This is a genomic window from Gracilibacillus sp. HCP3S3_G5_2 (assembly GCF_052063305.1).
Lineage (GTDB): Bacteria > Bacillota > Bacilli > Bacillales > Amphibacillaceae > Gracilibacillus.
This window is the reverse complement of record NZ_JBQHXU010000003.1, coordinates 243,408-256,378: the sequence shown is the minus strand read 5'-3', so window position 1 is coordinate 256,378 and position 12,971 is coordinate 243,408. Positions and strand designations below refer to the sequence as shown.

The 12,971-nt window shown below is 36.7% G+C and carries 11 protein-coding genes; 9 read left to right on the top strand and 2 right to left on the bottom strand.

Going from position 1 to position 12,971, the window contains the following annotated elements; all coding sequences use genetic code 11:
- Nucleotides 1-64: 64 nt before the first annotated feature.
- The 3 genes from clpX to yihA all read left to right on the top strand — a co-directional run bounded on the left by clpX (nt 65) and on the right by yihA (nt 4,521).
- A complete protein-coding gene (gene clpX, locus ACTNEP_RS06250) occupies nt 65-1,336 on the top strand; it encodes an ATP-dependent protease ATP-binding subunit ClpX (protein ID WP_441160893.1) in 1,272 nt (423 codons plus the stop codon).
- Between the two features lie 280 nt (nt 1,337-1,616).
- A complete protein-coding gene (gene lon, locus ACTNEP_RS06245) occupies nt 1,617-3,947 on the top strand; it encodes an endopeptidase La (RefSeq protein ID WP_441160891.1) in 2,331 nt (776 codons plus the stop codon).
- Complete coding sequence (gene yihA / locus ACTNEP_RS06240; protein WP_441160890.1) at nt 3,937-4,521, top strand: ribosome biogenesis GTP-binding protein YihA/YsxC; 585 nt, start codon at nt 3,937-3,939, stop codon at nt 4,519-4,521. The genes lon and yihA overlap by 11 nt, the downstream gene beginning before the upstream one ends.
- A 146-nt stretch (nt 4,522-4,667) precedes the next feature.
- Here yihA and ACTNEP_RS06235 read toward each other — a convergent pair whose 3' ends face one another.
- The gene (locus tag ACTNEP_RS06235) at nt 4,668-5,591 is read right to left on the bottom strand and encodes a DMT family transporter (protein WP_441160889.1); all 924 of its coding nucleotides are present in this window, start codon (nt 5,589-5,591) and stop codon (nt 4,668-4,670) included.
- Nucleotides 5,592-5,663: 72 nt separating this feature from the next.
- Complete coding sequence (locus tag ACTNEP_RS06230) at nt 5,664-6,152, bottom strand: LiaI-LiaF-like domain-containing protein (protein ID WP_441160888.1); 489 nt, start codon at nt 6,150-6,152, stop codon at nt 5,664-5,666.
- A 364-nt stretch (nt 6,153-6,516) separates the two neighbouring features.
- Here ACTNEP_RS06230 and hemA point away from each other — a divergent pair, with 364 nt between their 5' ends.
- The 6 genes from hemA to hemL are packed head-to-tail and all read left to right on the top strand — an operon-like array spanning nt 6,517 to nt 12,722.
- Entirely contained in the window at nt 6,517-7,884 is a 1,368-nt protein-coding gene (gene hemA / locus ACTNEP_RS06225; RefSeq protein WP_441160887.1) for a glutamyl-tRNA reductase, read from the top strand.
- 18 nt (nt 7,885-7,902) lie between these two features.
- Nucleotides 7,903-8,721: a cytochrome C assembly family protein gene (locus ACTNEP_RS06220; protein WP_441160886.1), complete on the top strand. Its 819-nt coding sequence runs from the start codon at nt 7,903-7,905 to the stop codon at nt 8,719-8,721.
- 24 nt (nt 8,722-8,745) lie between these two features.
- Entirely contained in the window at nt 8,746-9,678 is a 933-nt protein-coding gene (hemC, locus tag ACTNEP_RS06215) for a hydroxymethylbilane synthase (RefSeq protein ID WP_441160885.1), read from the top strand.
- On the top strand, nt 9,675-10,442 hold the full coding sequence (locus ACTNEP_RS06210) for a uroporphyrinogen-III synthase (protein ID WP_441160883.1): 768 nt from the start codon (nt 9,675-9,677) through the stop codon (nt 10,440-10,442). The genes hemC and ACTNEP_RS06210 overlap by 4 nt, the downstream gene beginning before the upstream one ends.
- On the top strand, nt 10,442-11,422 hold the full coding sequence (gene hemB / locus ACTNEP_RS06205) for a porphobilinogen synthase (RefSeq protein WP_441160882.1): 981 nt from the start codon (nt 10,442-10,444) through the stop codon (nt 11,420-11,422). Before ACTNEP_RS06210 ends, hemB begins: the two co-directional genes overlap by 1 nt.
- Before the next feature lie 13 nt (nt 11,423-11,435).
- On the top strand, nt 11,436-12,722 hold the full coding sequence (hemL, locus tag ACTNEP_RS06200) for a glutamate-1-semialdehyde 2,1-aminomutase (RefSeq protein ID WP_441160881.1): 1,287 nt from the start codon (nt 11,436-11,438) through the stop codon (nt 12,720-12,722).
- Nucleotides 12,723-12,971: the final 249 nt, after the last annotated feature.

The window sequence follows — 12,971 nt, the reverse complement described above, 5'->3', positions numbered from 1 at the left end:
CGAATAAAGTGTTAATCGTTTTTAGGAATCATAAGAGATACTTTTTGAACAAGGGGTGAATGTCATGTATAAATTTAATGAAGAAAAAGGTCAATTGAAATGTTCATTCTGTGGAAAAAGCCAAGACCAGGTTCGTAAGTTAGTTGCCGGACCAGGTGTTTATATATGTGATGAATGTATTGAACTTTGTACAGAAATTGTGGAAGAGGAGTTAGGTACAGAAGAGGAAGTAGAATATAAAGATATTCCAAAACCTCAAGAAATATGTGAAATTCTTGATGATTACGTTATAGGTCAGCAAAAGGCTAAGAAAAACCTATCTGTAGCAGTTTATAATCATTACAAGCGTATTAATTCTCCAAAGTCTAAGGATGAAGTGGAATTAGCGAAAAGTAACATTGCCATGATTGGCCCCACAGGTAGTGGTAAAACATTATTAGCCCAAACGCTCGCACGTATTTTAAATGTGCCATTTGCTATAGCGGATGCAACATCTTTAACAGAAGCAGGTTATGTAGGGGAAGATGTCGAAAATATTTTGTTAAAGCTTATCCAAGCGGCTGATTATGACGTTGAAAAAGCTGAAAAAGGTATTATCTATATTGATGAAATTGATAAAGTTGCACGTAAGTCTGAGAATCCATCCATTACACGGGATGTATCAGGAGAAGGTGTCCAGCAGGCACTACTAAAAATTCTTGAGGGCACTACAGCGAGTGTACCACCACAAGGGGGAAGAAAACATCCTCATCAAGAATTTATACAAATAGACACTACCAATATTTTATTTATTTGTGGTGGAGCATTTGATGGTATTGAACAAATTGTTAAGCGCCGTCTCGGTAAGAAAGTGATCGGTTTTGGTGCTGATGCTGACAATCAAGAGTTGGATAAGGCTACTTTGCTTTCTAAGGTACTCCCTGAAGATTTATTACGCTTTGGTTTAATTCCTGAATTTATCGGCCGTTTGCCAATTATCGGAAGTTTAGAACCGCTTGATGAAAAAGCGCTGGTTGAAATTTTGACAAAACCGAAAAACGCTTTAGTCAAGCAGTATAGTAAGCTTTTTGAAATAGATGATGTAGAGCTGGAATTTGAAGAAGGAGCATTAGAAGCGGTTGCTAAAAAAGCGATTGAGCGAAAAACAGGTGCTCGTGGCTTAAGATCGATATTAGAAGGCATTATGTTAGACGTTATGTTTGAATTACCTTCACGTGATGATATTAATAAATGTATTATCACGGAAGAAACAGTTTCAAAAGAGAATGGCCGGCCAAAGCTTGTCCATCAGGATGGAACTGTTATCGAGCTAGAATCGCCAAAAGAAAGTGCGTAATAACGAAAAATCCCTTGTTTTGTAACAAGGGATTTTGTATTGTTTCATAACCTTTGGTAAAACTAACAGCGATAAACAAATACTTTTAATTTTACAAAAAAACGAAACTTCTTTAAACTTATAACAATAGAAGAATCAAACAATGGTACTAGGTATATATAAATTATACTATAAGTATAAAAACTAGGTAGTATAAGTGAACGCAGACTTTCGCCAAAAATATGGTGATCATTCTGTATGTAACAAAAGATAGAACTAGTAGCTTTAACGGAGGTGCCATATGTCAGAAACCAAATTCATACATATTCCGCTTTTACCATTACGTGGCCTAATTGTTTTTCCAGGGATGGTCATTCACTTAGATGTTGGACGAGAAAAATCGATTCAAGCTCTAGAGAAAGCTATGATGAATGATCAAAAGATATTTCTTGCTGCTCAAAAAGAAAGCGCAGTAGATGATCCGGAAGCAAAAGATATTTATACAATTGGTACAGTTGCAAAAGTGAATCAAATGCTAAAATTACCGAATGGGACGATGAGAGTTCTAGTAGAAGGTTTGTACCGCGCTGAAATTCAGGAATTTATCAATGAAGAAAAACAATTCTTTGTTGAAATTGAAAAAGTAGAAGATGTACATAATAAATTAGCTGAAGAAGATGCGTTAATGCGGGCACTTTTAGAGCAATTTGAGCATTATACGAAAATTTCAAAGAAGATTAGTAAAGAAACATTGGCGAGCGTGACAGATATCGAAGATCCTAGCCGTTTTGCAGATCTTGTCGCTTCTCATGTTACATTAAAGATGTCAGACAAGCAGGAAGTGCTTGAAACTTTAGAGGTAACGAAAAGACTCCAAACATTACTAGAAATCATTTCCAATGAGAAAGAAGTGTTAGAGTTAGAAAGAAAAATTGGACAACGTGTTAAAAAGTCCATGGAAGAAACGCAAAAAGAGTACTATTTAAGAGAACAGATGAAGGCTATCCAAAATGAACTAGGAGATAAGGATGGCAAGACAGGTGAGCTAGCAGCATTAAGAAAGAAACTTGAGGATAAAGAGTTACCAGAACGTATAGTAGACCTGGTAGAAAAAGAATTAAACCGATTTGAAAGAGTGCCACAAAGTTCAGCCGAAAGCTCTGTTATACGAAATTACATTGATTGGGTATTATCGTTACCATGGACAGAAGAAACAGAAGATAATCTCGATATAAACCATGCGGAAAAAGTATTGGACCAGGATCACTACGGGTTGGAAAAGGTAAAAGAGCGTGTTCTTGAATATTTAGCAGTTCAACAGCTAACAAATTCATTGAAAGGCCCTATCCTATGTTTAGTTGGCCCTCCTGGTGTTGGTAAAACATCTCTAGCAAGATCAATAGCAAGATCAATTGATAGGAAATTCGTTCGGATTTCACTGGGAGGTGTACGGGATGAAGCGGAAATTCGTGGTCACCGTCGCACCTATGTCGGAGCAATGCCTGGTAGAGTAATACAAGGAATGAAAAAAGCAGAAACCATTAATCCTGTCTTTTTATTAGATGAAATAGATAAGATGTCCAATGATTTTCGAGGAGATCCTTCAGCAGCCATGTTGGAAGTATTAGATCCTGAGCAAAACAATACGTTCAGTGACCACTATTTAGAAGAAACGTATGATTTATCTAAAGTGATGTTTATTGCTACAGCTAATAATTTGGCAACAGTTCCAAGACCATTACTGGATCGGATGGAAGTAATTTCTATCGCAGGCTATACCGAGTTAGAAAAATTACACATTGCTAAAAATCACTTATTACCGAAACAGTTGAAAGAGAATGGTCTTAAAAAAGGGCACTTGCAGCTACGTGATGAAGCTTTATTGAAGCTAATACGTGTGTATACTAGAGAAGCAGGAGTGCGTGGCTTGGAACGTCAACTTGCTTCCATCTGTAGAAAGGCTGCTAAAATTATTGTTTCAGGTGAAAAGCAACGTGTTATTGTAACGGAAAAGCAATTAGAGTCGATTTTAGGTAAACCTAAATTCCGTTATGGCATGATGGAGGCAGAACATCAAATTGGTGCCGCCACTGGTTTAGCTTATACATCTGCGGGTGGTGACATACTTTCTATCGAAGTAAGTATTGCAAAAGGTAAAGGTAAGTTAACCTTAACAGGAAAATTAGGAGATGTTATGAAGGAATCAGCACAAGCAGCATTCAGTTATATTCGTTCCAGAGCAGATCAGTTAAAATTAGATCCTAATTTTCATGAAAAGTATGATATCCATATTCATGTTCCTGAAGGTGCCACACCAAAAGATGGGCCATCAGCAGGGATCACGATGGCGACTGCCCTTGTATCAGCTCTAACTGGAAGAGCTGTACGAAAAGAAGTAGGAATGACAGGAGAAATTACGTTAAGAGGTCGCGTACTACCAATTGGTGGATTAAAGGAAAAAACACTAAGTGCACATCGAGCAGGTATAACGACAATAATTATACCTGCTGATAATAAAAAAGATTTAGATGATATACCTGAAAGTGTCAGGGAAGGCTTGACATTTGTTCCTGTAGATCATTTAGATACGGTACTGGAATATGCATTAGTGGAGGAGAACGATGAAAGTTAATAAAGCAGAGATAGTTATTAGTGCGGTATCGGAAAAGCAATATCCAGGGGACAGATGGCCGGAAATTGCTTTAGCTGGCCGTTCTAATGTCGGTAAATCTTCTTTTATCAATAAATTGATAAATCGAAAGAACTTAGCTAGAACATCTTCAAAGCCAGGAAAGACACAGACATTAAACTTTTACAATATTAATGACAGATTTTATTTTGTTGATGTCCCTGGTTACGGTTATGCGAAGGTATCAAAGAAAGAGCGTGAAAAATGGGGAAAGATGATGGAAGAATATTTCTCCCTTCGTGACACATTAAGGTTAACCGTATTGATTGTTGATATTCGTCATAAACCTACAGAAGATGATGTCATGATGTATGATTTCCTGAAATATTACGAAATCCCTGTATTAGTTATTGCAACTAAACTAGATAAAATCCCTAAAAACAAAAAAGTTATTCACATAAAAAGAGTAATTGACACTCTGAATCTCGATCAAGAAGATAGTGTTATTCCGTTCTCTGCTGAGACTAGTGAAGGTAAAGAGGACGTGTGGAGTTATTTATCCAACTATATAAAATAACGTGCAAATCGGCCATTGGCATTTTACGGACGATTTGCACTTAACTATCTACTGAATAAATAGCAAACAAAAAAAACTAAAAAAAATCCTTCATCGTTAGGATGAAGGACCAAAAGCATGGAAGATCGAAAATCGTACACTTATTATTATTTGGCCGGGCATTCCTGCTCGGTTTTTGACATTGTCGTAACTTTTCGTTGCTTATGGTAGACCGTAAGAAAGGCTGCGCTGATTACCAGGATGATGCCAAACACTTGTAAAAAGTTTAAGTGATCATCAAAAATAATGACGCCTATTAATACAGCAACAATTGGCTCCATTGCTCCTAGAATGGCGGCTTTACTGGATTCGATTGTAGTCAGCCCAAAAGTATAAAGTGTATAAGCTCCTATCGTGGAAATAATCGCAATACCACCGATATTCCCCCACACATTTAGAGACTGAAAAGCATCTAACTTATTCCATAAGCCACTAGTTGGAATAATAAAAATACTTCCCACACATAACGCATATACTGTAGTAGTAAGAAAATTATAATGCCTGCTGACCTGCTTACCAATAATACTGTATAATCCACAGAAAAAAGCAGACAATAAACCTAATACAATACTAATGCTAGGGATTGGCGTATTGCCAAAAGGTATCAGTTGTATTGCTAGTGCACATCCTATTATTGTCAAAAATAAAGAAGTGATTTTCCTGCTCGTAATTACTTCATTGAAGAAATACTTAGACAACAAAGTAACAAATACTGGAGCAGTGTATAGCAACACTACAGCTATCGACAAGGATGTTTGTTTCATTACCGTAAAATAACACCAATTGAAAAAAACAATGCTACATACCCCTAATCCAATAAAGTGAGGGATATGTCTCCATTGAATCCGCAATTTCCGTGGAGCAAGAATGGCGATTAGTGACATTAATATAACTGTCGAAACAGTTAAACGGATTGCGACGATCTCCCATGCAGTAAAACCTTCATTATACAATCCATCAACAAATAAACCTGTCAGTCCCCAAAAGCTTGCTCCAATTAATGTGACGAAATAAGCAAAATAGTTCTTCATACTTTCACCTTCTTTTCTATCTTTATTTTCAAAGGCTTCTGTATTCAGAAAGCATAGCCATCATAGCACATATTATTTTTTTTTCAAGAGTAAGTAAACACCAATCCCGATTAACACAACTGGCCAGAAGCGTTCAATCCATGTCATAAGCTGATGTATCCAGCTGAACCAACCTGGTTGATTATTAGCAAATATAGCAAAAATAGAAATCACTAATAGTATGAGTCCAGGGATAAATCCTTTTTTTGTTTTCAGTGCACGAGCTAAAAAAGCAATAGCGATAATAAGTGTATACATCCCCCAATGATCAATCCAAAAGTCATAATGGTTTAAAGCATGGAAGTGAATTCCTAGACCGAGTAAAAGGGTGCCTGGAAATACATTTTTGAATTCTTTTGCTGAAAAAGCATGAATGAGAAAAGCTGCTCCAACTAAAATTAATAAGGTAGGCCATGAATAGAAATCTGTAAAAATTGGTAGTCTTAGCTCTCTAAGTAAAAAAAAGATGCCAATTCCAATTAATAAATATGCGACAAGACCATTCTTTTTCAAATAAAACACTCCTAGATTAAAATTATTATTAAGTTAGATTCATTTTCTTGATAAAATATATTGAATATGATAAAGTACTAAATGAATTCAAAACATATAACAAACAAGTTTCATTTTATCACGGTGCTAATCGTCCGTAAAATCCCTACCTCATGATTAAGTAAAGTAAAAAGCGAAATGAGGGGGAAACAGACGCTAACACCATAAAGAGTTTCGCTAATCCTTAGTGGGGAAAACACTTACCGAGGGTAGCAACACTTTATCATAAATGATTCGTAAACTGTTCAAAAAATCATCACGTTTTTGAAATAAAACCATGTTATAATGAAAGCACATTTGCGTTAGGCTTTTGCTTTTTTTGGGGGTAGATACAGTGCATATTTTAGCAGCTAGTATAAATTATAAAACAGCTCCTGTCGAAGTAAGAGAAATGCTCGCATTCCGTGAAGATACAATTATGAATGCTATGACAGAATTGAACAATAGAAAAAGCATCCTTGAAAATGTGATTATTTCCACATGTAATCGCACGGAAATCTATGCAGTAGTTGATCAACTTCATACAGGAAGATATTATATCAAACAGTTTCTGTCTGACTGGTTTCATATAGAAAAGGACCAATTTGCACCACATTTAATAATGTATGAAAAGGAAGCAGCAGTGGAACATTTATTTCGTTTAAGCTGTGGTTTAGAATCTATGGTAATGGGAGAAACACAAATATTAGGACAAGTAAAGCAAACCTTTTTAGAAGCACAAAGAAGAAAATTGACAGGAACCATTTTTAATGAACTTTTCAAACATGCAATAACGATCGGGAAAAAAAGTCAACGAGAAACAGCTATTAATGATAATGCTGTGTCTGTAAGCTATGCAGCAGTAGAGTTAGCAAAAAAAATCTTTACGGAGTTAAAAGACAAACACATTGTTATAATCGGTGCAGGAAAAATGGGTGAATTGGCTGCCAAAAACATCTATGGTTCCGGAGCAGAGCAAGTTACGGTTGTTAACCGTACCGTTGAAAAAGCGGAGCAATTAGCAAACCAATTTAATGGTATTGCTAAATCAACTGGAGAATTAGAAGAGACCTTAGTGAAAGCAGATATTGTCATTAGTTCTACTGGAGCAAATGATTACATGATTACGAAAGAACTATATCAAGATGTAGAAAAACAGCGTAAAGGTCGTCCGTTATTCCTTGTTGATATCGCCGTTCCTAGAGATTTAGATCCTGCACTTGATTCACTGGATAATGTTTTCTTATATGATATCGATGACTTGCAAAATGTAGTGGATGCTAACCTAGAGGCTAGAAAAGAAGCTGCAGAAACGATAGAATTGTGGATTGAAGAAGAAATTGTTGCCTTCAATGAATGGTTGCAAACTCTTGGAGTTGTACCAGTGATAACTGCTTTACGCGAACATGCTTTGTCCATTCAGCAAGAAACAATGAAAAGTATAGAACGCAAAATGCCAAACTTAACTGAGCGAGAACGCAAAGTATTAAATAAACATACAAAAAGCATAGTAAATCAATTGTTAAAACAACCTATCCTGCAGGCAAAAGAATTTGCTGGTCAGAAAAATGCTGATCAAGCATTAGCATTATTTATGCAAATTTTTGATATTGAAGATCGCGTAAAAGAAGAAGTGAAAAAGGCAGAAAATGATAAAGTAATTACTTTTGAAAAAAATACGGAGAATGTCATACAGAAACTAAAAAATGTGTCGACACATTAATCGGGTGGTTTTCCCTATATGTTCGAAGAAAGATTCTTACATGAGTTTATGTTGTTACTCTATGGTTTAACCGTTATTATTTATTTTATAGATTTTCTGTACCACAGCCGGAAAGCGAACAAAATCGCTTTCTGGTTGCTGGCAATGGTTTGGATTATGCAAACCATTTTTTTATTAACAGAGATTTTTCAGACACCAGGTATACCGATACAAACCTTTAATGACGGATTATATACGTACACTTGGATTATTATTACCTTTTCCCTGATCGTACACCAATTGTTCCGTCTGGAATTCTTTATGTTCTTTATTAGTGTATTCGGTTTTTTTATTTTAATTATCCATACATTGAGATCGGTGCAAATCACAGATTCTACCCAGATTCCGATGGTTTTAGATGAAATGCTTTTTGCCCATATAGTACTTGCGCTCATGTCCTATGGGTTGTTTACCATATCTTTTATCTTGGCATGTCTTTATTTTATGCAATATAAATATCTTAAAAAGAAAAAAGAGTATAAATGGTTGCGGAGGTTCCAAGACTTAGAAGGACTTGAAAAAAGAGCATTTCAATTAATTGTCCTTGGTGAACCTTTACTATTGTTGTCGATCATCTTAGGAGTAGTTTGGGCATATATGACAGGAGCGGAGTTTTACTGGGGTGACAGTAAAACGCTTGGTTCTATCATTGTGTTTATAATATACGCTAGTTATTTATACATGCGAATTCAAAAAGGTTATCAAGGTAAAGCTATTTTAAACTGGAATATTATTGCATTCATGATCTTGTTGATTAATTTTTTCCTGTTTAACAGTTTATCGAACTTTCATATGTAACATACAACAAAGGAGGTAGTGAGCGTGCGCAAAATTGTCGTAGGTTCAAGAAGAAGTAATCTAGCATTAACGCAATCTGAATGGGTTATCGAGCAGCTAAAGAAACATACAGGTGATAAATATCAATTTGAAATTAAAAAAATAGTAACCAAAGGGGATCAAATTCTCAATGTCACTCTTTCCAAAGTTGGTGGTAAAGGTCTTTTTGTGAAAGAAATTGAAAAAGCGATGTATGACAAAGAGATTGATTTTGCCGTACATAGTATGAAAGATATGCCTGCCGTAATGCCAGAGGGTTTAGTGATAGGATCTATCCCTGTTCGGGAAGATCATCGGGATGCCTTTATTTCCAAGGATCATGTTAAATTAGCTGATTTACCAGCTGGTGCAGTAGTCGGGACAAGTAGTTTGCGCCGGGGTTCACAAATTCTGGCAGTACGACCGGATTTGAAGATCCAGTGGATTCGCGGAAACATTGAAACAAGAATGAGAAAGTTAAAGGAAGAGAACTTCGATGCCATTATTCTGGCAGCTGCCGGCTTGAAAAGAATGAACTGGAACAAAGATATTGTGACTGAATTTTTAGAGCCAGAGGTTTGTGTCCCAGCTGTTGGCCAAGGTGCTTTAGCTATAGAATGTAGGGAAGATGACCGTGAATTACTGGATTTATTAACAAAAATTAATGATGAATACACAGAAAAAACAGTAAAAGCGGAACGAACTTTCTTGCACTTATTAAATGGAGGCTGTCAGGTACCTATTGGTGGCTATGCCTACCTTGATGCTGATAAAGTGGTGTTAACTGCATTAGTGGCAAGTGGCGACGGGAAGACAATTTTAAAAGAAACGGTAACAGGAAGAGACCCTTATCAAGTTGGGAAGGAAGCAGCAGAAAAACTTCAATTGCAAGGCGCGCAGGAATTGGTGGACAAAGCAATTCAGGAGAACCAAGAATGAACAAACCTTTAGCAGGTAGGAAAGTGATGGTTACGAGGGAAGTGACACAGGCGCTTCCCTTAATCCGTTTACTTGAAGGGCATGGTGCGATTTGTGAGAGTGTACCTCTTATTACATTTGAACCACTTTATAATGATAAGAATCAAAATCAATTCATGCGCCTTGCTTCCTTTGATTGGTTATTCTTTACAAGTGTTAATACGGTCCGTTATTTTCATGAATATAAAAGGACACTGAATGTTCACATAAAAAATAAAATTGCAGCAGTAGGGGAAAAAACAGCACAATTATTAAAGGAATATGGCTACACCGTTGAATTTACACCTTCCAATTATGATGGTAAAACAATGGTGACAGAGTTTTTACACAAATATGGGAATGAACAACGGATTGCACTTGTTTGCGGACAAAATGCCAGAAAGGAAATACCTTCTTTATTGAAGGAAGCAGCGGTATCTTTTGAAAAAATCGTTATTTATCGTACAATAAAAAATGAGCATTCAAAATCATTATTAAATGAAACAGTATCTGATGTTGATTCTGTTTTTTTTACCAGTCCATCAACAGTTGCTGCGTTTGAACAATTTTTGGAACCTTCCCTTATTGAACATGCTAAAAATAGATTAGTCAGTGTTGCAATAGGTAATACAACAGCTGATACATTGCGTGAACGGTCATTCCGGCACATTCTTTATCCGGATATATTTACTATTGAGAAAATGGTAGAGATTTATATAGATTACATCAGAAAAGGTGAGATATAATGGCAAAAACTCAATTTGATCGTCATCGTCGATTAAGAAATTCTAGTGTTATGCGACAATTTGTTCGAGAAACAGATTTGAAGGTGGATGATTTAGTATATCCGTTATTTGTGGTAGAAGGGAATGACATTAAGAATGAAGTCAGTTCGATGCCAGGCGTTTTCCAAGTGTCACTAGATCATCTTGATGAAGAAATTGATGAGTTATTAGAACTCGGTATCCCATCAATCCTGTTATTTGGTATCCCTAAACAGAAGGACGAGGTAGGATCAGGTGCATATGATCCAAACGGTATTGTCCAATTAGCAATTCGTCAAATTAAACAAAAAACAGACCAATTGCTTGTAATTGCTGATACTTGTTTATGTGAATATACATCCCATGGTCATTGTGGTGTCATTGAACATAATGATGTGGATAATGATAAATCACTACCACTACATGTTAAAACAGCAGTTACACAAGCAGAAGCGGGTGCTGACATCATAGCTCCATCAAACATGATGGATGGTTTTGTAGCGGAAATTCGTAACGGATTAGATGAAGCAGGCTTTACACACATTCCGATTATGTCTTATGCTGTCAAGTATGCTTCAGCATTTTATGGTCCGTTTCGGGATGCGGCAGAAAGTACACCACAATTCGGCGATCGTAAAACATACCAAATGGATCCAGCAAATCGGTTAGAGGCAATTCGGGAAGCTGCGTCTGATATGGAAGAAGGGGCTGACTTTTTAATTGTCAAACCAGCTTTATCCTATATGGATATTATTCGTGAGGTGAAAAATCAGCATCCTGTACCAGTAGTAGCTTACAATGTAAGTGGCGAATATTCTATGGTAAAAGCAGCAAGCCTCAAAGGGTGGATAGATGAACAAGCAATTGTAATCGAAAAACTGACAGCAATGAAACGAGCTGGAGCAGATATTATTATTACCTATTTTGCAAAAGATGTGGCCAAATGGCTACAAAATCATTAAGGGGGCAGGTATCATGCTAGAAAATCAAAAATCAGTAGATGCATATAAAGAATCGGTAAATTTAATGCCAGGCGGGGTGAATTCTCCGGTTAGAGCATTTAAATCGGTTGGAATGAATCCTATTTATATGGAATATGGTAAAGGATCGAAGATTTATGATATTGATGGTAATGAATACATTGACTATGTACTCAGTTGGGGTCCATTAATTTTAGGACATGCCGATGACCGTGTAGTGTCAAAGTTAAAGGAAATAACCGAAAAAGGAACAAGCTTTGGTGCTCCGACACTTCTGGAAAATGAGTTAGCTCAATTAGTGATTGATCGTGTGCCTTCGATTGAAATGGTACGCATGGTTAATTCAGGTACAGAGGCAACAATGAGTGCTTTACGCTTAGCGCGTGGTTATACCGGTAAAAATAAAATTCTGAAGTTTGAGGGGAATTATCACGGTCATGGTGACTCGTTGCTTATTAAAGCAGGTTCAGGTGTTGCTACATTAGGCTTGCCTGATAGTCCTGGAGTCCCAAAAAGTGTTGCCCAACACACGATTACTGTTCCTTATAATGACCTAGAAAGTGTTCGCTATGCTTTTGAGCAATTTGGTGATGATATAGCAGCTGTTATTGTAGAACCTGTATCCGGAAACATGGGTGTTGTTCCACCAATGCAAGACTTTTTGGCAGCGCTGCGTGATATTACCCAACAACATGACTCATTGCTTATTTTTGATGAAGTAATGACTGGTTTCCGCGTTGGCTATCATTGTGCACAAGGTCATTTTGAGGTTACACCGGATTTAACCTGTTTAGGCAAAGTAATCGGAGGTGGATTACCGGTTGGTGCTTATGGTGGTAAACGAGAAATTATGGAACGTATTGCCCCGGTAGGTGATATTTATCAAGCAGGAACACTATCTGGTAATCCACTAGCAATGACTGCTGGACTAGAAACTTTAAAGGCAATGAATCGAACTGCTTACGATGAGATTAATAAGAAAGTAGATCGTCTAGTTGAAGGCTATAGGTTAGCTGCAGATAAACATGGTATACCATTACAAATTAACCGTGCCGGATCCATGGTTGGAGTGTTTTTTGCGAATGAACCGGTTATTAATTATGAAACTGCGTCAAAATCTGATACAGAAGCATTTGCAACTTATTATCGAACAATGGCAGAAGAAGGGATTTTCCTTCCGCCTTCCCAATTTGAAGGACTATTTATGTCAACTGCTCATTCAGACGTAGATATCGAAAAAACGATTGCAGCAGCAGAGAAAGCATTTAAAAAACTATCTTAATCAAAAGCTTGCATGCCACAAAGGCATGCAAGCTTTTTTAGTATGAGTTAATAGTAGAAAACTCGCAAAGGTATTTTTCTTCTATTCAGCTCTATGTGGTGTATAGTCACACGCTCTGATAAGATAATTCGTGTCGAAAGCCAACAGTATAGAATGGATATAGATCGAAGAAAATAACCAAGCTGAATGATATCGATCAAGCATATTTCCTTGTTTAGCTTCATATAGTTTATTGAGATGCTAGTACGC